The sequence below is a fragment of the Rhodococcus sp. P4_E4 genome (genome assembly GCF_056401575.1).
Window position 1 is genome coordinate 64,878 of the sequence record NZ_JBFUJB010000009.1, and the last position, 23,340, is coordinate 88,217.

At 59.5% G+C, this 23,340-nt stretch carries 22 protein-coding genes and 1 pseudogene; 13 read left to right on the top strand and 10 right to left on the bottom strand.

Going from position 1 to position 23,340, the window contains the following annotated elements; genetic code table 11:
- Positions 1 to 89: 89 nt before the first annotated feature.
- On the top strand, positions 90 to 680 hold the full coding sequence (locus AC1DVN_RS12625; protein ID WP_070386195.1) for a hypothetical protein: 591 nt from the start codon (positions 90 to 92) through the stop codon (positions 678 to 680).
- A gap of 133 nt (positions 681 to 813) precedes the next feature.
- Entirely contained in the window at positions 814 to 1,635 is an 822-nt protein-coding gene (locus AC1DVN_RS12630) for an alpha/beta fold hydrolase (protein ID WP_070386232.1), read from the top strand.
- Here the strand turns inward: AC1DVN_RS12630 and AC1DVN_RS12635 are convergent.
- Both AC1DVN_RS12635 and AC1DVN_RS12640 read right to left on the bottom strand, forming a co-directional pair.
- Positions 1,605 to 2,378: a helix-turn-helix transcriptional regulator gene (locus tag AC1DVN_RS12635; RefSeq protein WP_477993852.1), complete on the bottom strand. Its 774-nt coding sequence runs from the start codon at positions 2,376 to 2,378 to the stop codon at positions 1,605 to 1,607. The two genes, AC1DVN_RS12630 and AC1DVN_RS12635, sit on opposite strands and share 31 nt — an antisense overlap.
- Positions 2,379 to 2,523: 145 nt before the next feature.
- Complete coding sequence (locus AC1DVN_RS12640; RefSeq protein WP_477993853.1) at positions 2,524 to 3,000, bottom strand: helix-turn-helix transcriptional regulator; 477 nt, start codon at positions 2,998 to 3,000, stop codon at positions 2,524 to 2,526.
- 273 nt (positions 3,001 to 3,273) lie between these two features.
- Here AC1DVN_RS12640 and AC1DVN_RS12645 point away from each other — a divergent pair, with 273 nt between their 5' ends.
- The 5 genes from AC1DVN_RS12645 to AC1DVN_RS12665 all read left to right on the top strand — a co-directional run bounded on the left by AC1DVN_RS12645 (position 3,274) and on the right by AC1DVN_RS12665 (position 8,840).
- Positions 3,274 to 3,969, top strand: a complete 696-nt coding sequence (locus tag AC1DVN_RS12645; protein ID WP_477993854.1) for a hypothetical protein — start codon at positions 3,274 to 3,276, stop codon at positions 3,967 to 3,969.
- A 112-nt stretch (positions 3,970 to 4,081) separates the two neighbouring features.
- Positions 4,082 to 4,729 (top strand): hypothetical protein, encoded by a 648-nt coding sequence (locus AC1DVN_RS12650; protein WP_477993855.1) that lies wholly within the window; start codon positions 4,082 to 4,084, stop codon positions 4,727 to 4,729.
- Positions 4,726 to 5,286 carry a hypothetical protein gene (locus tag AC1DVN_RS12655; RefSeq protein ID WP_477993856.1) on the top strand — a complete coding sequence of 187 codons (561 nt, stop codon included), beginning with the start codon at positions 4,726 to 4,728 and terminating at the stop codon, positions 5,284 to 5,286. The genes AC1DVN_RS12650 and AC1DVN_RS12655 overlap by 4 nt, the downstream gene beginning before the upstream one ends.
- Positions 5,283 to 5,612 (top strand): hypothetical protein, encoded by a 330-nt coding sequence (locus AC1DVN_RS12660; protein WP_477993857.1) that lies wholly within the window; start codon positions 5,283 to 5,285, stop codon positions 5,610 to 5,612. Before AC1DVN_RS12655 ends, AC1DVN_RS12660 begins: the two co-directional genes overlap by 4 nt.
- A 2,238-nt stretch (positions 5,613 to 7,850) precedes the next feature.
- On the top strand, positions 7,851 to 8,840 hold the full coding sequence (locus AC1DVN_RS12665) for an exodeoxyribonuclease VII large subunit (protein ID WP_477993858.1): 990 nt from the start codon (positions 7,851 to 7,853) through the stop codon (positions 8,838 to 8,840).
- Between the two features lie 48 nt (positions 8,841 to 8,888).
- Here AC1DVN_RS12665 and AC1DVN_RS12670 read toward each other — a convergent pair whose 3' ends face one another.
- Positions 8,889 to 9,275 (bottom strand): hypothetical protein, encoded by a 387-nt coding sequence (locus AC1DVN_RS12670; protein ID WP_042921978.1) that lies wholly within the window; start codon positions 9,273 to 9,275, stop codon positions 8,889 to 8,891.
- 620 nt (positions 9,276 to 9,895) lie between these two features.
- Here AC1DVN_RS12670 and AC1DVN_RS12675 point away from each other — a divergent pair.
- Together AC1DVN_RS12675 and AC1DVN_RS12680 are read left to right on the top strand one after the other, a co-directional pair.
- Entirely contained in the window at positions 9,896 to 10,267 is a 372-nt protein-coding gene (locus tag AC1DVN_RS12675; RefSeq protein ID WP_143173106.1) for a hypothetical protein, read from the top strand.
- Between the two features lie 77 nt (positions 10,268 to 10,344).
- Entirely contained in the window at positions 10,345 to 11,004 is a 660-nt protein-coding gene (locus tag AC1DVN_RS12680; protein ID WP_113683847.1) for a hypothetical protein, read from the top strand.
- A gap of 934 nt (positions 11,005 to 11,938) precedes the next feature.
- On the opposite strand, the gene AC1DVN_RS12685 is transcribed toward AC1DVN_RS12680, so the two are convergent.
- Positions 11,939 to 12,475 (bottom strand): hypothetical protein, encoded by a 537-nt coding sequence (locus tag AC1DVN_RS12685; protein ID WP_477993859.1) that lies wholly within the window; start codon positions 12,473 to 12,475, stop codon positions 11,939 to 11,941.
- Between the two features lie 651 nt (positions 12,476 to 13,126).
- Between AC1DVN_RS12685 and AC1DVN_RS12690 the strand changes: the two are divergent.
- Both AC1DVN_RS12690 and AC1DVN_RS12695 read left to right on the top strand, forming a co-directional pair.
- A pseudogene (locus tag AC1DVN_RS12690) lies at positions 13,127 to 14,290 on the top strand (IS30 family transposase).
- Positions 14,291 to 14,328: 38 nt separating this feature from the next.
- Entirely contained in the window at positions 14,329 to 14,676 is a 348-nt protein-coding gene (locus AC1DVN_RS12695) for a DUF3024 domain-containing protein (RefSeq protein ID WP_279219285.1), read from the top strand.
- 135 nt (positions 14,677 to 14,811) lie between these two features.
- On the opposite strand, the gene AC1DVN_RS12700 is transcribed toward AC1DVN_RS12695, so the two are convergent.
- From AC1DVN_RS12700 to AC1DVN_RS12710, 3 genes are all read right to left on the bottom strand, one after another.
- Positions 14,812 to 15,108, bottom strand: a complete 297-nt coding sequence (locus AC1DVN_RS12700) for a hypothetical protein (protein WP_477993860.1) — start codon at positions 15,106 to 15,108, stop codon at positions 14,812 to 14,814.
- 180 nt (positions 15,109 to 15,288) lie between these two features.
- Positions 15,289 to 15,681, bottom strand: a complete 393-nt coding sequence (locus tag AC1DVN_RS12705; RefSeq protein ID WP_477993861.1) for a hypothetical protein — start codon at positions 15,679 to 15,681, stop codon at positions 15,289 to 15,291.
- Positions 15,671 to 15,976 carry a hypothetical protein gene (locus AC1DVN_RS12710; RefSeq protein ID WP_144440173.1) on the bottom strand — a complete coding sequence of 102 codons (306 nt, stop codon included), beginning with the start codon at positions 15,974 to 15,976 and terminating at the stop codon, positions 15,671 to 15,673. Before AC1DVN_RS12710 ends, AC1DVN_RS12705 begins: the two co-directional genes overlap by 11 nt.
- 190 nt (positions 15,977 to 16,166) lie before the next feature.
- On the opposite strand from AC1DVN_RS12710, the gene AC1DVN_RS12715 reads away from it, so the two are divergent.
- Both AC1DVN_RS12715 and AC1DVN_RS12720 read left to right on the top strand, forming a co-directional pair.
- The gene (locus AC1DVN_RS12715) at positions 16,167 to 17,171 is read left to right on the top strand and encodes an RNA-binding domain-containing protein (protein ID WP_477993862.1); all 1,005 of its coding nucleotides are present in this window, start codon (positions 16,167 to 16,169) and stop codon (positions 17,169 to 17,171) included.
- Positions 17,172 to 17,537: 366 nt separating this feature from the next.
- A complete protein-coding gene (locus tag AC1DVN_RS12720) occupies positions 17,538 to 17,744 on the top strand; it encodes a hypothetical protein (protein ID WP_477993875.1) in 207 nt (68 codons plus the stop codon).
- Between the two features lie 3 nt (positions 17,745 to 17,747).
- Here AC1DVN_RS12720 and AC1DVN_RS12725 read toward each other — a convergent pair whose 3' ends face one another.
- The 3 genes from AC1DVN_RS12725 to AC1DVN_RS12735 are packed head-to-tail and all read right to left on the bottom strand — an operon-like array spanning position 17,748 to position 23,298.
- The gene (locus AC1DVN_RS12725; protein ID WP_477993863.1) at positions 17,748 to 22,121 is read right to left on the bottom strand and encodes an amino acid adenylation domain-containing protein; all 4,374 of its coding nucleotides are present in this window, start codon (positions 22,119 to 22,121) and stop codon (positions 17,748 to 17,750) included.
- Positions 22,118 to 22,765, bottom strand: coding sequence for a HemK2/MTQ2 family protein methyltransferase (locus AC1DVN_RS12730; RefSeq protein WP_477993864.1), 648 nt, complete (start codon positions 22,763 to 22,765; stop codon positions 22,118 to 22,120). Before AC1DVN_RS12730 ends, AC1DVN_RS12725 begins: the two co-directional genes overlap by 4 nt.
- 35 nt (positions 22,766 to 22,800) lie before the next feature.
- Positions 22,801 to 23,298: a DUF2231 domain-containing protein gene (locus tag AC1DVN_RS12735; protein WP_477993865.1), complete on the bottom strand. Its 498-nt coding sequence runs from the start codon at positions 23,296 to 23,298 to the stop codon at positions 22,801 to 22,803.
- Positions 23,299 to 23,340 lie beyond the last annotated feature (42 nt).

Genomic DNA, 23,340 nt, shown 5'->3' on the forward strand with positions numbered 1-23,340 from the left:
ACAGGGCGCCGAACGAGACACAGGCACAAAAGGTTTCAGGGACAACAGACCCGAACAGACCCGCGAACCCACATTGGAGGGGAACACACATGAAGCGCACCACCACCACCGCCATCGCAGTCACTGGGATCCTTGCCGCACCACTGATCCTGACCGCGTGCTCGGACTCGACACCCACCAACGACAAGGGCGGCAGCTCCACCACCAGCGCAAGCAATGGTCGCACCGGCACCGTCACACCAGCTGAAACCTCCTCCTGGCGAGGAAACCTGGTAATCGGAGTCGGCGACCAACAAGCCAACGACAAGATCACCCTCCCCGCCGCCAACCAGGTCCAAGCACAGTGCACAGGCGAAGGCGACAACCTCACCGTCGACATCACCGCACCCAACGGCTGGCATGCAGTCCTCACCCACGGATCCCAAACCGTCACCATCGAAAACACTCAACTGAGCTACGCCGCGCAAGAATTCACCACCCCGCAAAGCTCACTCGACTACGACATCGAATGGAACAACAAGTTCGGCAGCGACAAACAGTATCTATCGGGTGTGACCTGGGACGTACCCCAAACAGGTGACGTAGAGGTTCAGTTAAATCAGAAGACGCCGCCACACTGGTTGGTGAAAGCACGAGAGAAAGTCACCATCGATCTGCACGTCAGCTGTGGTGGCGAGTAGCTCTCCGAACGATACAGCTGGTTACCCTAAACCGCCGTTCCAAACTAGCAATTCGTGTTGCTCCGAACTTCGCAAAGCACCCGGCGTCGTGTAGTGGTTGATGTACTCACTAACCCACGCATGGAAGGTGCATATGCCATACGCCAGCGCCAATGATGCCGAGATCTACTTTACGGATAGCGGCGGCCCAGGGCCCGCACTCATTCTCTCCCATGGCTTCCTGATGGATAGTTCGATGTTTGACAAGCAACGGGAGCATCTCGCCCAGGGCAACCGAATCCTCCAATATGACGCAAGGGGCCACGGCGCAACACGCGAGTACTCGACCCACACCGACTTTGACTACTGGGATCAGGCTGCGGACCTCTTGGCTGTTCTCGACGCCGCAGGCGTCGATCAAGCCTCGGTTGGCGGTATGTCGCAGGGTGGATTCATCGCCTTGCGAGCCGCTCTCCTCGCTCCTTCACGTGTCCAGTCGTTGATTTTGATAGCCACCACCGCATGCTCGAGCACCACCGAGGAAAACACAGGGTACAAGGCCCTTTTCGAATCGTGGATGAGCGACCTTCCACTCAGACCCATCGCGGAGTCTCTCGCACCTCAGTTGATCGGCGGCACATCCCACGACCAGGAACTTTGGATCGAACGATGGATGACGAGTGATCGAAATCGCATTCGGGCATCAGCCAAGTGTCTGATGGATCGCGACTCCGTCGTGCATCGCTTGGGCGAGATCAATTGCCCTGTAACTATCATTCGCGGCGAAGACGACCAGTCCTTCAGAAGGGCCCACGCAGAACTTCTCCATCGCGCCCTGGTGAACTCGACAGGCATTGAAGACATTCCGGGTGCTGGGCACGCAGTTAACTGGACTCACGCAGAGCCAGTGAATGTCGCCATCGAGAGTTTTCTGCGACGAACAAATCAACGGTTGGGCAACTTCACTCCCAGATAGAACTGGCCAGCACCGCCATACCCATCTATATGGGTATAGACACGAACGTGAAGTGTTGTCACTTCACGAGTTTCAGGGTGCCGCACTTTCATCAAAGGATTATCTCTCCCGAATGACACCTCCCCCAAGGACCAAAATTCCCTAAAAATCGGGACTTCATTCAGTTCCGAAAGGAGACTTTGGGCCCAATCTGCATAGTAGTACCGACCCATCAGCGCACGAAACCACGCAACTGTGAGCTTGGCTTCGTCGGTCCAATCCACCATAATTGACCTCGATTGATCACCGAAAAAGAACCAGCGCAATACATTTCCATTCTCAACCAAGCCAGGAAAGAGTTCATCGTAAGCGCTGTTGCACGCGATTAGGTTCCACCGTTCGTCCAGATAGCTTGCAGGATGCGGGTTCAGCGCATCCAGCGCACGGCGCTCCCTGAGCTCGAATATCTGGGTGCCAACACCGTCGGTGACAGGCTCCGACTCTCGCTCAGTCGGGGTCTGCCGCGCTAGGTTGTAGAGATGACGCACTTCGTGCGGAGTCAGTTCAAATGTCTCTGAAATAGCTTGCAAAACACTAACGCTCGGAGATTTGGCGCGTCCTGCTTCCAACTTGGCCACGTACGCCACACTGGTATGCATTGCCGTCGCTAACATCTGCCGCGTCATACCTCCGCCGACTTCAGTGCCGCGTTCCCTCAGAACGCGAATGTAGTCACCGAGACTCGGTGGCCTCGCCCTTGACATTGGCGTTTCCCCCAATCTTGCTGCCGTACACCAATGCGATTCCGTTCGCAACGGTTTGGCGATACTACTATGGAGTAGCACCTCAATGGCTAGCGCAATATGAGCCTACGTGTGATTCTGAATTACGTTCAGTCGACATTAATCACTAGGGGGTCATATGAGGCGGCCGATCACGAGCTCGCTCGTACGCAGAAACAACTTCGTCCTGCGAATAGCCTAGGGCGACAGCGAATTTAGTTGCCATCTCCGGGGTCAATGCCCCCTGCCCACGCTCCAACAACCCGACCAATTGCGTTGACACACCCATCTCTTGGGCAAGCTCAGATTGGATCAGACCTCTCGATACGCGCAAATCCCCTAAAAAAGCCATGGCCATGTCAACCACGACGAGATCCGTTATTTCCAACCCGAGCCGATTGGCGCAACGGGCGAGCGCATCGACCCGAGGGCTGGACTTCCCAGACTCCCACTGGTTGTAAGTGCTCACGGCAACGCGCGATAACCTAGCGAGTTCGGACTTACTCAGCCGCGCTGATAAGCGGGCGATCCGAAGCCGCTCGGGGTCGAATCCCCGCAGCTCGCGCCTCACTTTTCGACTCGGTCGATCGCCATGAATAGACACCGTGCCACCTCACCTTGCCTCAAAGCACATTACGACAGTTTGCATGCTATGTTTAGACTGCTAGTTTAGAATGAAGTCAATCACATCGCGACGTTCGAGCCACAAACACTGCAGTTCAGGGAGGTGAAAGGCACGAAGGATACGCGCAGATTTATCTACACCGGACGATTTAGTACTTCAGAAGTCCCCTGACCGCTGCGAACGACCAGGGGACGGCACCGAACGGGTTGGCGCCCGTCCAGCATTTTCTTCAGATGCAGAAAGGATTCTGCGATGTCTATCTTAGTGGACCCCTCAGGTCCGGATGACGTGTTCCGCAATCGGTATGCGGCTCTCTCCACACTTGCCCTTCGTCGGCTTGTTGCGCGGCATTCGTCGATCGGCGGGCGTTGCGATGGTTGCGGTTTCAGTGGTTCGGAGCTTGTTCCGTTGTGCCCGGAGGCTGCGGCCGCGTTGCGTGAGTTGACGCACCGTGAGGGCCGCGGATCATCTGCGGTCGTGTTGCCGCAGTTCAGTACTGACGATCTTCTTCGGGTTGCTGCTTCGCATCATCCTGATCGGGTTGGTCGGTGCGCGCGGTGCGGGTTCGTTTTCTCGTCGGAGTGCGATGTGTGCCCGACTGTGCGAGCTGTTCGTGTGGAGTTGGAGGTTCGGGGCGTGGTGCCGATTGTGGGTGCCGAGCCGGGTAAGGGTTTGTGCGCGGGGAAGTCGCGGTCGTGGGAGATGGATGGCCGCACGGTGGTGCAGTGGCGCCGCGCGATCTCCTCGTGTGAGGTGTGCCCGTTGTTGGCGCAGTGCCGTATAGATGCGGCCGCGTCGGTGGAACGTGGGGATGGTCCGCAGCGAATGATCATGGCGGGCAATGCGTATGACAGTCACGGCAATCTCGTCGACGGTGAACGCTTGGGCCTGTACGAGTCGTTGACGACAGCAACGCGCCGTCGTGGGAATGCGGAGGTGGCCGCGTGAGGGCCGCGGTGCCGCCGCCGACTGTGTTGGCGTGCGCGGTCGATCCTCAATCGTGGGATTTGGATGAGGGCTCGTATCGCGCGGGTGTGGATGCGCAGGCTGAGTGTTTCCGATGCCCGCGTTTGGCGGATTGCCGGAAGGAGTTGTCGTCGATGGTGGCGGCGGGTACTCCGCCTCGGTCGATGATTTGGGCGGGTGTGCCGTTCAGTCATCGTGGCCGGCCGATTACCTCGGATGCGGTGTTGCGTTCGTACTACCGGCGGGTCGACGGGCATCGCGGCACTTCGCGTGGGAGCGCTGCGTGAGCTCGATAGTGGGGGCGTTCGATCCGGTCTTCACCCGATCGCTCAACACACCGGCATCGGAAGAGCTCCCGGCGCTGATCTTGAGGTCATTCGAATCAGCGTGGTCTGTGTACGGAATCCTCGCCGACACGCACGGCCATGTCCCGGTACGGGACCGCTACGACCGGTTGTGGATCCTCGTCGAAGTCGCCGGCCGCCTGCGTAGTCGCCGCGCCTTCATTCACGATCAGCCGGACATCGGTGACTCACCGGATCTGTACGGGTTGATCGATGTGGACTCCCGCGCGGTTCTTCATGCCCGCGATCTGATCGACGCCCACGGCCCGTTGAGGGTCGACCCCTCCCATGCCGCGGTCCTCGCACCTATCCGTACTGGTACGACGGATTCCGCGGACCTTCCCACCTGCACGTCACAAGCCTCGTTCGACGTCACCCGATTGGACTGCCCCACATGACAACACACCCTCTGCTTAAGGAACTGAACAACCCCCACCGCCCCCTCCCCGACATCATCTACGGGATCAGTACCGGGGCCCTCCCCTCCCCTGCCTCGACCGGCCTTACCGCCGAACGATGGCAATGGCTCGCGGACCTCCTCACCCACCCGCACTGGGGAATGACCCCAATCGTCGACGGACTCGACCACGTCTGCGCCCCCGTCGCCCGACTGTGCCAACTCACCGCCCACCCCATCCACCCCCTCAACGTGCGAGAACTGTGGGCCGCAGAACAACTCCCCACCACCGAACTCATCGCAGCGCATACACCGCACGAGGACGGTCACTGGGAAGTCCTCAACACCGCACTGGAGCTGATCACCGACGGACTCGACCACTGCAACGGACTCGAGACCTCCGCGATCGAAGCAGTCACCTCAGCATTCACCGCCATCATCACCGCACAGGACCCTGCCACCGCCCGCACGACTATCACTGCGGCCGTCGAACACTGGATTCATCCCACAAGCACCACCACATCATCAGCTTCCACACAGTTGGGGGCAGCATCATGACAACAACACCGCATCGATCGCCGCTGATCGAATCCATGATCAGCACCGCCTCCACAGCGCTCCTGAAAGAAGTAGGCATCACCTTCCCCACCGACGCCAAGATGGCCGAGGTACGCCAACTCGCCGAAACGATCGTCCGGGACACCGTCGACGCACTGGCAGGACCTCGCGAGTTGTCGGTCGGGTTGCGCGACAACCTCATCGACGTGGCAGATCTCGTTGCCTCCGATCCGGAAACTGCGTCGGTCGATCAGATTCACGAGGTTGCGGTTGCGCTGCGCGGGCTTCTGGATCTGCACATCCCCGTTCGAGCGAATCATTCGTGATTGCGCTCGTTCTCGCTGTCGCGTTGGGGAGTGCGGGTGTTGTGGGAGCGGTGTTTTCGCTTCGCACCACACGTTCCTGACATTCGACACGCGACAGATCCGCACGTCGGGGGCCGGTGTCCGTCACAGACCGCCAGCGGCAACTGCACTCGATAAACACCCGGCCTGACCCGAACACCGCCAAAAAAGGGAGCCCCGCCACCACCCAGCGTGACATCCGAAAGACCTTGACACAACTCCATAGACGCAGTCCAGAAACGACGAAACCCCCTTACGGGGGTTCGCCACACACTGAGCCAAATCAACAGCAAAGCCATGCCCGGCTCGCTGTCACTGATGAAGCCGAAGTAACCACTCCGCCTTCTGTACTGCACTACTTCACTCACTGAAGGGATTTACCTGTGACAGGTACATCTCAGGGTAACGCACACCCTGAACCAGCTTCAACACTTCCACACAACACAATCCTCGACGGCTCACCATCAACGCGCCACGCCCCAGTCTCCGACGACGAATGGGCCCACGCCGTACAACAAGCCACCGAAAACGTCACCCGCATCGAAACACTCAACCGGACGAGCAACCAACGCGGAAACTCCTGGTCCCTCCCCATCCCCGACGGCGCCTACAGCCGTACCCCCACCTGGACCAGCCGCACACACTGGCAACACCAAGTCCGCACACTCCTCAACTCCCCCACCGGCACGAAACTCTGCACAAAACACACCATCAGCACCGAAGCCGTCTTCGCCGTCGCCGTCACCCACGCCTCCCTCGCCGAAAGCGCAACCGGACGATCAGTGACCGCCTCACGCGAGACCATCGCCCGCCGTGCAGGAGTGAGCACCTCCTCCGTCAAACGCGCCCGACGAGTCCTCACAGCCCTCGGAGTCGCAGTAGAACTCGTCCGCGGCCGCTACCTCAGCCGCCTGGAAGCTATGGCCGCAGAATCGCACCACGGCCACCGCCAATTCCGCGCAGCCTCCACCTGGACGCTCACCACACCCCGCCCGGTAGCAACGACCGTCACCCCTCCCTTCACAAAACCCAGAAAACCCTCCCGAGCCACACTGCGCACCAACGCATACCGATTCAGAACTACCACACGGAACCATCCACAATCCGGTCACCGTGACCCCCTATCCCCCTCCGGGGGATTTGCACTTAAAGCTCTTGCTTTCAAGATCTCACCAACGCGCGCACAAACGCACGCGGGCAAGACAACACACCAACCAACAACCACACCCCGACCCCTCCACCTCCAACGCGCAGCAGCCGAACTCATCGCCCACGCACCAACACTGAAACCAGCCGGCCACATCGGAACAATCTGCGACACCCTCCAACAAACCGGAATCGACACCACCCGATGGACCGGCCGCGACATCGCACACCAACTCACCACAGACACCCAACAACGAGGCTGGACATGGCCCAACCACATCCCACGACCAAGCGAATTCCTACGCTGGCGAATGACCCAACTAGATTGGACCGTCATCTCGCCGACGGAACGAAGGCTCGAACACGATCACTTTCGACGCTCGGAACAATCCCAACGACGCGCAGAATTCCGCAAGCGCGATGCGAGCAGAGCGACGGAAACAACGCGAATCGAAATCGTTCGAACCTTCCGAGCAGCTCAGACACCTGTCCGTCGAGTACCCACAACGACCGACCGCTCGATCTCCCTTGGTGGACGCACGAACTGAGCGGCAATGTTCGAGATTCGTCTCGCTACCTCGCGCTCTGTCTGCCTCCTGCACCTCGACGGCGAACCTGTCGGAGGCCTCTGACAGGCTCGTACCCAAGATCGAATTCACAGGGGAAGTAGGCGGGGGATGGAAAACTTGGAGCAGTGGGCCGAAAAGCGTGGGCCCTTGATTGCCATTACAGAGGCAGGCGAACTCGTACGTTCACATCTCGCCTCGAGCTCGAAAATGAGGGTGGTCATCACCGGCGAGTGCCGCGAACTGAAGCCACTAAAGTCCGGGTGGACCATGGAACTCGCAGTCCCCGTTGACTGAGCCGTAGTCAGCATCCCCGTTCAGTTCGACCGCCCAACGACAGACGCCGTAGGCAAGTACCTTATACCGTCACAGACAGCGAAACTTTCTCCAGCACTTCACCGTAGGAGCCGGAGTAACCATCGCCGGCGACCTCACTTACCATCCCGCAACTCACAGACTGGTGTTGCAGGCACGGCAGGCTCAACCCGAGAAAACAATTCAAGGCCCAGTGAGTGCCGCCGAGACGCTGCACCTCACCGCCGTGCAACAGCTGACCCATCGCGGCGACATTCCCAAGGGTTCATGGCCCGAGAAGCTCGAACGTGTCACAGTCCTGTCTCCCGACAACTCTAAAGCAGTCACCGACATTCAAGCGGTCATCGAAAACAAGGGCAAAGGAACCATCCAACTCCCAAAGTTCACGCATGTACCCGTCTCGATGAACCGCCACACTGTTGCAGAAAAGCTCGTCAAGGCCCTCGCAGCTATAGACCAAGGAAGCGCCGACCTCATCCTGATCACTCGCGGCGGAGGCCACTGGACCGATCTCTGGTCATTCAACGATCCGGAACTCGCTCGTGCCATACACCAATGCCCGGTACCGGTCATGGTTGCGATCGGACACGCCGCCGATCACACAAGCAACGCGGAACGTCTTGCAGTAGATCACTTCTCGACTCCAACAGCTTTCGGACACGAACTCGTCCGCAAGCTGTTCGCAAGGAACGGGGCGCGAAAGCCACGCGCCGCAACAGTGCCTGCGCCCGCCTCACAAACCGCAAGCGCACAAACACAACTCGACGCGCAACGTGAACGCTGCCGCGAACTCGAACAAATGAACGCGGTGAACTCCTCACACGCGAAGGAATGGCGCGGCGCCTTCCTCAACGAACTACACGCCAGCGGCACCGCCCGAGTAAAGAATCACTGGGCAACGGCCGCGCTCATCGCAACGCTGGCCGGCGTTATAGCCGCCATGATCGCCACGGCCAGGTCCGAGGACCTGACTGCACCCACCGTCATCCTCGTCGCAACAGCAGTCATCACGGCCCTTTGTTGGCGGCACAGAAGACAGGCAGACGCCCCGCCGCGACCCACTCGAACACGCGCAGTGCCTGTTGACGCCATCGAATGGATCAACGCAGCAAGGAAAGCCCGCACTCCGCGACGACACAGAGCTGTCTGGGCGCAGGTCCCTGCCACTCTCACGAACCCGTGAAACCACCCACTTCGACAACCTGCGCGAGCAACGCCACACATGGATGGTTCAGGCCGTGGCCTTGTCCTTACCGAGCTGCGAGACCCGCGAGGGGGTGATGCCCAGCATGACGCCGATCTCGCGGACAGACAGACCCCGCTGCCGAAGGTCGTGAACGACTGCACGCGACTGGCGCGAGGCTTCGTCGACCGCTCGCTGAGCGGCTGCGTTGAGCTGCTTGACTTCCTCGATCTCGCGGCGTGCGGCCGGATCGAAGTCGTAGTCGAGGGTGACCTCGAACTCGGCTGCAGGAATGTCGGTGAGCAACTCTCCTGCGTCTGCGACCATCGCCGGGATTTGATCGAGACGCCGGGCCTGGGTAAACAGCCCGTCGACCTCGGGAACGTCCACCGACCACCAGTCTCCGGATCGGACTGCGTGTGCTGTGACCTTCATTTCTTCCCCTTCCGTGCCTCGGTCATCCCGAGCTGCTTGCGAATTGCCTTGACGGTCAACTCGGGGATTTCCGAGTGCCGGGCGACAACGGTGCGCCGTCCCCCGACCACCACTTAGGTGTGATTTCCGCTTCGGTCTCATCGATCCCGAGCCCCGCCTCCTTGGCGAATGCTCGTATCTCTTTGAGAAGTTCCGTTCGCTTCGCCAAAAGAATATGTGTACCCCCCTACACGAATCAAGCAAAGGGGGGTACACACTTTTGTTTCTGCAGTTCAGAGGTAAGTTTCACGCAGTCACCTGCGCGCTATTCCGCAGCACCTCGACAATAAGTGTCATCGCCAGACGAGGCACGACCCGACCGGCCGGATTGAGTGCCCAGCATTCACTGGAGAGCAACCAATCCAGCGGGGGCCGCACGGATGCATCGCGGATTTTCGCCGCACCTGTGACCTTTGGCCTAGTCAATTCGCACTAGCGCAACCTTCGGTGGCAGTTCCCCTCCGCTCGAACGTGATCGAGGTCATCTTGTCGCAAATGTTCGGTTACCACTTTTTGCGATACCGTCAGTTACATCAAAGTTGGTTGCGGCCGATGCAGCCTTCGCGTCACAGGAGGTTTCCATGTCCCGTTCACGTATGGCAGTAGCTGCGCTGTTGGTACCGGTCGCGGCCGGTGCTGTCGCTCTCCTCGGGGCGGGTGCCGCTTCTGCCGCTACGCCGTATTCCGGAGATGGTTATGTCGGTGTTCGGTTCGATCAGAACGAGACGCGTTTCCTCGCCGACACCAACGCCGCTGATTTCCTCAACGCCATCCCCGGCGAATACTGGGGCGTGTATTCCGGCGATGGCTCGATCTACAACAACGGAACCATCGTCCGCGCCACTATCGGTCAGCTGGTCGACGAGACCGCCAACCACCAAGGTCAGGTCTCGTTCAGCGTGAACAACCCCGCGATCTGGACGAGCACCGTCGACATCGTCCAGGAGTGGTGACCAGGTCCATTTTGTACGTCCAGGGCGGGGTGAGCGCGTTGCTTCCCGCCCTGCACTGACAAGGGAAAACCGCCGACATGAAGCCAAAAAACAGCCAACTGGTTGCATCGGCAGCGCTGGCCTCCGTGCTGCTCCTTTCGGGCTGCACCGAGACGGTCTCCGGCGCTCCGGTCGCCACGACCGTTGCCCCCACGTCAACCGAGTACAAGACCACCCTGGTTCCGCTTCCTGGAGTGGACTATCAGCGGTTCGAATGGCCCGGAACCGACACCCAGATCCTCATGCCCCTCGTGGACGGTTGGCAATTCCTCTCCAATATGGATGAGGAAACCGATGACGCAGAGGGACCCGTTCTCTCCAACCTGACAGGTCTTCCTGAGGGCAGCATCGCTACCGGAGCAATCGCTTTCGACAACTGGGAGAAAAAGTACGCCAAGGACGAGGAGCAGGCCACCGTACAGGCGTACCAGAGCCTGACTCGGCTGAACGACTTCACACTGGTCGAGAAGAAGAAGACCAACGCCAGCGGATGGGACGCGACGGTGGGAACTGCGACCTGGACCCTCAAGGATCCTGGCGTGGACCCCCGGCACCTCTTCATGACCTTCGCCATCTACTCGCGGATGGAAGGTGGACGGGCGAAGTCCTTCACAATCATGGCCCAGGACGATTACGGCGATATTCAACAGGTCCAGGACTACAAGTTGAAGCTCGTCACCACCCCACTGTTTCAGTGACGGAACCGGCAGCTCGGAGATTCGTACATGTTCCCGGTCTAGGTGGCCGGCGCTTCGGTGATGGCGTCTGCAGTGACGAGCATGCCGATTTCGACGCTGTTGGTTCCGCCCGCATCGGTGACGTTGGGTGAAAGTCGCCGTCGGAGCAGAGTGACTGAACGTAGCGCCGCCCGCTTACTTCATCTTCATACGATTCCTCGCCGCCGCAAGCGTCTGATCCACGCAGAGAACGACCGCCCGCCATTTACCGTGGGCGTAACGTCGCAGAACGTATCGGCCTCATTCAAAACGTGCAGCATCGCCATCACGCCGTCCCGCTGGCGGAAGCTTATCCGCGGCGATCGCTGTTGACGTGTTGCGGACGGGGATTGAACACAGTGCATAGTTCAGTGCCTGGTTTCAAATGGTCGGAGCCCATCTGATTGAAATTTGGAGCAATTCGATTGAAAGTGCCGCCGCAATCGGATAACGAGTGGTACCTAAAATACTTTTGCCTCTAGGCATTAGACCTCACTGGCACGCAATTCGCATACGGCTTGGCGTGGGATCCCTAGTTGGGAGAATTCGATCCACTTTTCCGCAGTGACGGGTTGGAGCTGTAAACGATGTTCTATCAGAAGAATGTCGAGCGCTTCTCGCGCGGATTCAACAGTGGAAATGTTTGCATACCTCGCAATAACTTCCACCGATGATCCGTCGATAGTGGAGGCATCAGCACCTATATATACGGGGATAGATCCAGCAGCGGTCACCAGTTCGACAATTTTGCGCTGAACTTCGTCCAGGCGTGTTTCGCCAGTGACACGTCCCGAAGAGCGGGGTGACTTCCGCTCCCGGGACGGCCAATGTTCTGCGCAGTCAAGGCAGACTTCGAAAAGCCTGGTCACGAACATGGTTCTACGCTAGTTCGTGTTATGTCTAATGGACATGACCGCTAGACGTGCACGGTCAGGCAGGGACGCCCCCAGGATTGATAACCGCCGTTGACGTGAGCCCACGCTTCGGCGCAGACAACGCCGGCTCCTCGGCCGGATACTGCCAGGTAGGGTGCTCCCAATGTCGGGGAGTTGATGTCGATTCCTGGCCCCCAGATATGAATATGCCCGAAGAAACCCTTGCATTCGTAAACATATGCCGAGGCCGACCAACTCTGCGGACCGCCGAGCACATCGAGGTTCGTGCATCCGTTGCGCCCGCCCGCTCGTGGCGCGATCACAGTCGGATCTGTGGGGTCTGCCGGCTCCGTCGCTTCGACCTCGGGGTCGATGGATACTGTCGTTTCGATTTCCATCTCGGCAGGGTCGGTGGGAATCGGTGGTGCCTCCGAAATTTGCGAGGAATCAGTGGGCTTTACTGGTACTTGTGGTGCTGCGGCGGCGATAACGGTACCGGTACCTACCGCGAGAATCGTGGCCGCCGAGATCACCATCCCCTTGGTCCACAGAGTCATCTTTCGATTCAGTTTGTTCACGGTGTCTCCTCAAAAGGGTATCGATTGACATGCCTTTTCACGTTCAGGCGCTGGAAATCAAACATGGAACTATATGCGCGGCGCTGAAAATAGCGCGCCTACGAATTCGGCGGCGATCTGAAATCCCTCTGTGGCGAATCAGTCACGTCTTCGAGGTTTCATGTTCTCGATGGATTGCTAACGTACTGAATGGTCTCATACTAAATCGAGAAAAGTCCGTAACATTTCGATAACGAAATACAGTTGACGTGTTTGAGTCAATTCCAAGCGTTGGATCGACAATCTTTCAACCTTTAGGTGGTTGTATTTGGAAACTCATACTTTCGATTGATTGCCGACCTAGGACTGCAATATCGGATCGACGACTAGGTTCATCGTTTCCTATGTTCCTTTGTGAATCGTTTTGGCGGCCGTCAGCACTCTAGATGTTTTGCTGCGGTGGACTTGCGTAACCGGGTAAGTTTCGAATCGCTCATACGTACACCGCAATGTTTCGAGTTTGCCGCCGCGGGTCTTGACGACAAACGCGCTCTGCAGTTGCGACCAGGACGGGACAGACTTCCCTCTGCAGCCCTGTCTCCTAATCGTTCTTGGTCTCAACAGGTCAACGCATCACTACTGATGAGATGATGCGCGATCGTGGAGGCATGGATGGGCAGTAAGGCATTGGGATTCACTGTGGAGCAGGAGAACCTGATCTGGGATCTGCATCGCCGTGGAGAATCGATACGAGAAATCGAGCGGGTCCTCGGGGAAACGATGCCCTGAATTCGTCGTTTCCTACGGGAGTCCGGAGGTATCCGTCCGGTCCCACGAGCACGGCGGGCCGGCCACATCACCGCAGGTGAACGAGAAGAAGTTTCGCGAGGAATCGCCGCCGGTGACAGTGCTCGGACGATCGCCGAGAAACTCGGAAGATCACCGTCCACGATTGCACGCGAAATCGCCCGCAACGGTGGGCGCGAGAACTACCGGGCGATAGACGCCGATACCGCCGCTTATGTCCGCGCTCGCCGCCCCAAAATGTCGACCCTGAGTGTGCGGCCGATTCTGCGGACAGTCATCACGGACAAACTCCATGAGCAGTGGTCACCGCAACAGATCTCCGTCTGGCTTCGGCGCGAGCACCCAGGCGATCCACAGATGTGGGTCTCACACGAAACGATCTACCGATGCCTCTACATACCGTCACGGAAAGTATTCGACAGCACTGCATTTCACGAACTGCGTACCGATCGACCGATACGTCGACCACGCGGGAAGAAACGCTCCCACGGTCGTGGGCGGATACGAAATATGGTCTCGATCGATCTTCGAGGAGCTGCGGCAAACGATCGTAGTGAGCCCGGGCACCTGGAGGGTGACCTCGTGTTCGGAATCCGCCCGTCAGCGGTCGCGACGCTGGTAGATCGGCAATCACGCGCGGTGCATGTGGTGGCATTGCCGGACGGGTACCGGGCTGAGACGGTAGCGGACGCTTTGATCACTTACCTGAGCAGGTTGCCTGCGCACCTACGTCGTTCGCTGACCTGGGATCGGGGACGGGAAATGGCCGAACACGAGCGCATCACCGCAGCGCTCGACATACCCGTCTACTTTTGCGCCCCGCACCATCCGTGGCAACGAGGGACGAACGAAAACGCAAACGGGTTGCTGCGGCAGTACCTGCATAGGAACGCTGACCTGCGCAGTTTCACCCAAGATGACCTGAATAGGGTCGCGACCAGACTCAACGATCGTCCTCGGCGTGTGCTCGGCTGGGACAGTCCACGCCAACGAGAAGAACGAGTGCTCGGTTCCTGCGCAACCGGATAGCGAAGCCGGCCGCCGATGACGGTTGGCATGATGGGGGCATGGCTGCCACCGGACTTCCCGAACTCGATGTCGCGCGGGTCGTGAAGTATTGCGCCGGTAGGGTTCCCGACCGTCTGCGTCATGAGATTCGGGTCGAATGCGACATCGCACCCCGTCATCTGACGATCTGCGAATGCCGGCCGCCGTGGCGGGAGGACCTCGGCCCTGAGTGGACGCGTTTCCCGATCGCCCGGCTGTATTACACGAAGAAAACCGGGTTGTGGGCGTTGTATTGGCGGGACCGGGACCTCAAATTTCACCGCTACCAGTTCTTGGAGCCGAGCCCTCATATTCAGGATTTACTCGATCACATCGAAAACGGTGGCGATCCGATCTTCTGGGGTTGATCCGTTATCGTCGGTGATGCGTTGACCTGTTGAGACCAAGGACGTTACTGAGACGCCAGTGAAACTGAAATATCGGAAGCGGACCATATGCGAGACTCGCACAGATCGACTCTCGGTCAGCTTCGTTATGGATGGCTAGTCTCCGAGATGTCCAGTCTCTGGGTCGATCTGGCTGAGGAAGTCGCGGATCGACTCGCGATGCTCGCCAATCGTGCTCGGCCGGAATACTGTGGATGGGCTGCAGGCGAGTTGAAAACTAGAATACCCATAGCCTTCGTTCGGCCCGGATTCCCAGTCGTAGTCGCAGTCGCCGGGTGCCTCTGGGCGGATTGTCACGGTGAAAATCTCTCCGTCGACTGTCAGCGTGAACGGCCCATCCTCGGCGGTCGGGCGGCTGCCAGCTGCCAACTCATCGGAATCTTCGGTCTGCATGATCCGAGCCTGTCATAAAGGTGCTGACTGACCCCGATTATCTTGTGGTGTCTCGGTGGGACGCTGCCTCACCAATGAACGATTCTGAGGCACTGCCGTCGGTACCTCAGAGACGTATTCGGTCCTAATCCGGCTTCCCACATCCGTTACTTCAATGACTCTGCACGATCACGTGGCTTGTCAGTTGCGGTCGACCGACTCCCAATCCGGTGCGTCAAGCTCGGTGTAATCGCCTTCGAGCCAGGCCCACAGCAGGGCCACGATCTGTGCTTCGTCGTTGACGACAGTCCGTCTGCTCGGAGCTGGCGGCGGCGCGTCGGACCATTCGAGGTAGAAGTCGGTGGCGCTGTTGCGATAGGTCTGGATGTGACCGGGTTCGTCAGCTCGGGCCACGACCATGAAGGTGTTGCCCCACTGCAGTTGGATACAACGCACCCAGTACTCGAGGTGCTCACGGGTCAGTGTCGTCAGCTCTAGGCCGCCCACGCTCACGTCGAGATCGCGGTGGACGACAGGCACCGGATCCGGCAGACGGTCGTCCCACGGTCCGGCGAAGCGCGGATCAGAACTCATCTTCGTACTCCCAGCCGTAGTGCACCTGCGCGTGCGACACCAGCTGGGTAGCCCGCGCCGTCAGCATTTTCTCGAAGTCGGGCGCCCAGCGGTAGAACCCGCTGAAGATCAGCTTGTGATCGCCGGAATCGGCGTGCACGGACAGGTCCGCCCCCTTGCCCCGCATGCTGACGAATACTTCGTCATCCATTCGATGTTCCCGCATGACCTTGGTCAGCAGCATCGTCATGCCAACCTGCTCCCGGTCGTCGCGCAACCCGGAGATTTCCACGTGGACACCAATTTGTACAGACACGCCGCCGACTATATCCGCGCCCACCGACACCTCCGTCGCTGCGAGCCTCTGAGGAACCGAACTGATTCTGGGCACTGTCGTGGGTAAATCCGATGAGATCGCGAGCCGCGAGCGGACCTGACCCGAAGCCATTTGGCTCGATCCTTAGAGCGCGCCTGGCGAAGTTGTTGTCCGATGGCAGGATTGCGGCATGGCCCTGACTATTGACAACTCTCGCGCGCTGCGGACGCCGGCCCAACTGCTCACGCTCGCGCGGGCGGTGCATGAAGCCTCACCGGAGGACGAAAGCCGATGCATAGAATGGAAGTCTGCATACGACGACATAACCAGTGCATCGGCGTCTTTCGCTATCGGGCGCGCGATCCTTGGCTTGGCGAATCGTGCTGTGGCGGTTGCCGGATCGGCCTTCGAAGGTGTCGGTTATGTTTTGGTCGGTGTCGAACCCGGTGCTGTGGCCGGACAAAAAGTTCCGGATAGTGCCGAGCTCTTCAACGCTGTGCAGCGTTACACCGGACATGGCCGGCCGTACTGGGACGCGCACACCGTGGAGCTTCACGGTGAGTCCATATTGGTGATCGTGGTCGAGCCCCCTCGTGATGGCGACCGTATCTGGTTGCTGCAGAAGGGGTATCAGGCACCCAAAGGGTCTTTGGTACCAGAGGGGGCGATTTTCGTGCGGCAGGTTGGGGCAACCGAGCGTGCCGCACGTATCGAGTTGGACATGTTGCAGGATCGATTGCTCAGTGGGTCCGAGGCAGAGGCGGCGGCCTTACGTGAGGCGACTCAGAAGAGTGAGCTCAGGGAGTTGATCGCGGACCTTGTACATGCGGGTAAACGCTGGACGTCCACGGCGCAAATCCTCCTCATAACGAGCGCAAGCCCGTCGTGGACCAAGAACGACATGGCCGAGTGGGTGAATACCGACAGCGGGCGAGAGATGACTGCGGACGCGCAGGTGATAAAACGCAACGTGCGTAAACTTCGGCTCAGTACCGTCAATCCGCTGCTGGTGGGTCCAGCGATGGAGGCGCAGCAGTGTTTTGAGACCGGTAAGATCTTCGATCCTGTGCACCGCAATGGTCCGAGTGAGGCAGACGATCGCGTGGTCTCTTACCAGTCCATCAATGCTATGAAGGCAGCTCTAGATGCCCTTGAAAGCAACGCGATTGAATTGCTTGCCCACACAGGGAACTGAACAGGCCCTGAGCTGGAATTATGATGGAAGCTGCGAATTTAGTTGATTGCCGACAATACCCAGTCGGCCGGCATTGCATCAGAGCAGGCGGGTCTGCCGATGCCGCTCGGATTGGAGTTGCGCTCCGTGTGAGGTCGTGGGTCAGGCTTGCGTGATCGCGTTGCGCAGATGCGCTGTGACTGTGTCTTCGATGCGGGTTGCGACGTCGACGTCTTCTCGCAAGGTCTCTGATGCGTGAGCGGCTCCGATGGTGCCGGCACACAGATTCCATGCGTGTCGGTGTGTGGTGGGAGTGTCGGTGAGTTCGCCGTCGGCGATGGCGGTTTCGATCCCTACCCTTTCATTCTGCTGAATCTATTTTTGTCGATGCTTGCCGGCATGCAGGGAGCAATTCTGTTGATCTCGGCGAAACGGGCGGATGCCATCAGTAGTGAAGTTGCGGTTCACACTCTCGACAACACCAATCAGCTCCGACAGTTGATCGAGGCGAACACGGCACTGACCGAGACCGTCGCGGAACTCTCGCGGGAGATCCACAAGCATGTCTGCATTCCGGAACACACCGCACGCTGACCGTCACGATCTCGTGTCCAGCGCGAGCAGCGGCGCATCCGGACTCTTCACGAGAGCATCTGCGGTTGCGGACAGGGTCTTGGCGAAGAGGGTGGCGGTGGCTGCGTCGAAGAGATCGGCGGAGTAGACGAGTGCCGCCTCGATCCCGGCGGGTTCACCGGTTTCGTCGAACACTTCGGCGAAGTGAAAATGAAGGTCACACTTGGCGATGTCGAGTGGCCGCGGCGTGACCTCGAAGGTGAGCCCGTCGGATTCGAGCACTGCGGCAGGGAAATTCTCGAACGACATTGCCACCTGGAAGAACGGATGCAGCGACGCATGACGAGGAGGATCAAGGTAGTCGACAAGTCGCTCGAACTGCACATCACTGTGACCGTGCGCCAACAGTTCTACTCGGCGGCACTCGGCTACAAGAAAGTCGAAGTCCGCCGTAACGTCGACGTATGTGCGAAGCACGAGTGTGTTCACGAACATGCCCACGAGGTCGTTGAGTTTCGGATGGCCGCGGCCTGCGACCGGGCTACCGACGATGATGTCGTGGTCACCGGACAGAGCACTCAGTGTCGCCGCTAAGACGGCGTGAACGACGGTGAACAACCCGGTCTCGGCTCGCTTTGCAGACGTCGTCAACCCGCGATGAGTCTCGGGATCAAGCAAGAATTCGACTCGCCCGGCCCCGAATGTCCACATCGAGGGTCGAGTGTGGTCGAGTGGCAGAGAAATCTCGCTCGGTGCCCCGTCGAGAACCGTCGCCCAATGTTCGAGTTGACCGACAGCGAGGTCGGTAGGCGCCTCCTGCGCTCCCAGAATTTCCGTGCGCCACATGGCGTAGTCCGAGTACCGCACCGCGGTCTCCGGCCACGTCGGGTGCGTGTTCCGCGCGCGAGCCTCGTACGCGATGGACAAGTCGCGCGCGAGGATGGCGAGAGACCATCCATCTGCCGCGATGTGATGGACAACCGCCGCAAACAGATGATCGTCCCGACCGTATGCACACACGATCAAGCGAATGGGGATCTCGGAACGCACATCGAACCCCCGAGAGAGCGTCTGGTGAACGATCGATTCTGCATCGCTCGAATTCCCTTCGACCACTGTAAGTCCGCGCGGAATCCGGTCCGGATTCACTACTAGCGGGCTGGGCGAACCCGCGACATCCGGATATACGGTTCGAAGTGTTTCATGCCTGACCATTACGTCATGTACGGCCGAAGCCAATGCGTCGTGGTCGAGTCTGCCACGCACGCGAATTGTGAAGGGCAGGTTGTACAGAGCAGGAGAGGTGAGTTCTCGACCGATGTATTCCTGTGCGGGTGAAAGCAGCGGCGGCGAGGCGTCGACGGCCTGTTCCAATGGTGGCACCCGTCCGCCGTGTTGGCCGAAGGAACTCGCGAGCGCGGCGGCGCTCGGCGAGTCGAACAGATCACGAACACCAAGGTTTATGCCGAAATCAGCGTTGAGGCGGCCGATCACTCGAGTTGCAGACAATGAGTCTCCCCCGAGATCGAAGAACGAATCGCTGTGGCCGATCTCGGTGGCCGTGAGCACTTCCTCGAATGTACGGATGATGCGGGACTCGATCGGTGTTGCGACCCGTACCGCTTCTCTCCGCTCGAAGGTAGGAGCGGGGAGCGCGCCCCGATCGACTTTCTTGTTCGTGGTGAGCGGAACCGCGTCGATGCGAATCACGACGACCGGGACCATGTATTCCGGCAACTTCTGTGTCAGAAGGCGTTCGATACTCGCATCCGAGTCCAGGATTCCCGAGTGTAGTTTCACGTAACTCACCAGCGCCGGCGAACCGTTGGCCAGATCGCGGACCAACGTCGTGGCGAACTCGACCGACGGGTGGCCGTACAGGACGGAATCGATCTCACCGAGTTCGATTCGGCGCCCACGCACCTTCACCTGATCGTCTGTGCGGCCGAGGAATTCGAGTTGGGCGTCGTCTGTCCATCGGACCCGATCGCCGCTTAGGAACATACGCTGGCCCGCTGAAAGAGTGGACGCAACGAAACGCGCAGCCGTCTCCCCCGCTCTGCCCTCGTATCCTCTGGCCAAACCAGGCCCCGACAGGTAGAGCTCCCCCGCGGCCCCGGTGGACAACGGCTCGAGCGATGCGTCGAGAACCACCGCCTCGACTCCGTGCATCAGCCGCCCGAGTGTCACACGATCGTCGACGTTCAAGACGTCGGTGATGGTGACACTGCATGTCGCCTCGGTAGGACCGTACGCGCTTCGAACACGCACGAACGGCGCCCACCGGCGCATCAGTTCGTGCGGTAATTTCTCGCCACCGACTATCAGGAATTTCAAACACGGCACCCGTTCCGGAGCCAATGTTGCGAGCGCCGAAGGTGTTACGAGTAGATGTGTCACGGCATGACGGCAGATGAGGTCTTCCAGCTCGAAACCACCAACGGTCTCGGGTGGGCAGATCACCGACGAGGCGCCGAACAGAGCGGGAGCGAGCATCTCTACGACAGACGTGTCAAAACTGGTTGAAGCACAATGCATTACGACAGAGCGTGAATCGAGCTCGTATTTCTTGCGAATGTCGGTAGCCAAATTGGCCAGGCCACGGTGAGTGACCGACACCGCTTTGGGCCGGCCCGTGGAGCCGGAGGTGAAGATCATGTAAGCCCGATGATCGGCATGTGAGGGCTCGGCGTCGAAGGACGGCCCGAAAGCATCGGGGTCACGGTCCAAAAACAGCCACTCGAGGTCGTACGGCAACGAATTTCGCAGCCCGAAAGTCGTGAGCCCGATCTTCGGTTTGCATACACCCAGCATGTCCACGACCCGTTCGGCGGGGTGGGCCGGATCGATCGGTACGTATGTGGCTCCTACACGCGCCGCAACCCACATTGCCAGGACCGATTCGATGGATCGCGGGATCGTCACGACGACAACATCATCGGGGCCTACATCGACGGACTTCAAATGCCGACTCCAGAGTCCCGCCATCCGATCGAGGTGCCCGTAGGTCCACGATCTGTCACCGTCGGTGATGGCAACCGAATCGGCAGCGTGGTTCACTGCGGAACGCAGAAGAGAATCAAGACTTCTGGGCTCGATCGAAGGCTCGCCACGCGCCGGCGTCGTGGCTCCCAGCTCGGCATCCGTCCACAGGGGCGGAGCAGGATGATCCGGCGGTGTGTCGACGAATGCCTCGAGGAACCGAACGAATCGATCATGATGCGCAGAAAGTTCGGCAGAGCTGTACAGCGCACCGTTGGCCTCGAGATCGACACGAATGTTCCCTGTGTAACCGGGGTAGACGTTGAGCGCGATATCGTCGACCGGTCCGGTCGTGAGTATCTCGACGTGCCCTCGTACCGCGCCCAAGGTCAGGGTCCTGTCGAACAACATGATGTTGACGACCGGACCGAACGATTGCACTCTTGACTGCCGTCGACCGTCAGTCAGAGCGGACATGTCCTCCCGGCGGTAACGTTGGTGCCGAAGTGCCTCGCTCAGTGCGCTTTCGACAACGCGTACCGCCGAGGATGGGGTCGATGCACCCACTCCGTGAAGTACCAGAGGAACCACGTTCGACATCGCGCCTGGCAACGATCTCGACGCAGCAGTCACTCGTCCGGATACCGGCAGAGACAAACACAGGTCGTCGACACCACACATCAGTGCGACGTATGACGCGAACGCCGATATCACGGTTGCTGCCGAGAGATCGGACAGTGGCACTGTGCCACTCGCTCGCAGCGTACTTCCCCAAGAAGTGCCCATCACACTCGTGCCCAAGGACGGAGGTGAAGGAACTGACCGGAGTTTCTCGTGCCAGAATTCTCGATCGCGGACACAGCGTTGTGATTCTCGGTATCGGCTTTCCTGGCGGGCAACCGCCGCCGCGCGATCCGCCACAACCGAGTCGACCTGATCCGGCCTCACCGGACCAGCGGACAGATAGATCTCGGTGGTGCGGCGCATCAGAAGTGCAGCGGAGTAACCGTCGAGTGCGATGTGATGCGCACGGTAGTACCAGAACCAGCGATGAGGGCCGACCTGCAACAGATTTGCGACGGTGAGGGCAGTATCCGGATCGAGAGTTGCCGTGCTCCACTCTCGATTCATCCACGTCTTCGCTGCCCGGACGGGATCGTCGTATCGACGGAAATCCAGCCTTCCGCCGACCAGTGTCAGATCAGGGTCTTCATCCAATTCGGGCACTCCCTCCGTCACACGTAGACGAAGGCCCGCAACGCCGAACTCACGGTGCGCGGCGACTGTCGATGATTCCAGCCGAGATGCGTCCAGTTCACCGTTCAGATCAACGAACTGAGCTATGACAAACGGCGAGGCCGGGTCAAGGGACTGAGCGAACCACAACGAGCGTTGTGCGGCTGTCAACGGCGTCATCGTCTCGCTCGGATCACGACGATCTCCTCGGTGACCTGGTCAGGGTCGATGACGCCGATCGACTCCAGGTATCGCCTGCGCGACAGCAAGACCGGGCCGAAAGGAATCGAGGTCCTCGAGACCACCGATGGCTCGAGTTCGTTGTCGGCGAGCAGTTCGACGGTGCGATCGATGCCGCTGAGTGCGGACTGGATCAGCAATATCGTGCCCTCCTTCTGCAGCACACCCGGTGCCGTCGCACATATGCGATCGAGCAACAGGCGTCCGTCGTTGCCTCCGTCCCAACTACGAGCACGGCCGGTGCGCGGCGCACGGTCGTCCACGGAAGGAACATAAGGCGGGTTCGAGACGACGAGGTCGAATCGACGACCGTGAAACGGGGTCAGGAGATCTCCGTGACGGGCGTGGATTCTGTGACCGCGGAGTCGCCCGTTCATCCAGGTGCACACCGCGGCGCGTCGTGAGATATCCACGGCGAAAACCGTTCCCGCCCCGGCCTTGGCCGCACACACACTCAGCGCACCACTACCGGAGCACAGATCGAGAACCTGAGAAGACGCATCCAACTTCTCGGCGCGTACTGCGTCGGAAATAAGACGGGTATCGCTCTGAGGCGCATAGACACCGGGAAATCGAATCATCACATTGCGCTCCTGCCGTGGACTTGCTCGGTGGATGTCTACGACTGCTCCTGCCAGACTGCCTTCGCTCCGCTCGCACCGATGCGATAGACCTGGACCATCGAACCCACTGCCGCGACAACTGCGATCGCCGCTATCGCGACTATCACGACTCGGAGCAGCGTCGAACTGTCGGACAGTGAAGTTCGCGTGCTTCGCCACTCGGTGAATCTATTGGTATGCAGGACCCACCATGTCGCCGCGAACACGAACACCGCGATGGACCAGATCAGAAGTTGATCCCCGAGTTCGGCGTGAATCTCGATCAACTCGCTGTGAGGCGTATTGTGTTCGAGCCATTCACCTGCATCGGTGGTGATCGGTACGAGTATCAACGTGACGAGGGCGATGGCCGGTGGGAAGATCCCGAGCCTGCGCCGAGCACTCGGCCACAGAACGGAGCAGAGAACCAGAACCGCCGAGAGCGGAACCAACACGACAACGAAATGAACGAGGAGTGGGTGAGCGGGTAGTCCGCCGATCGTGGTCAGGCCCATGTCGATCAACGTAGGCAGGATTTCTTGGAGAGTTCTGGGGAC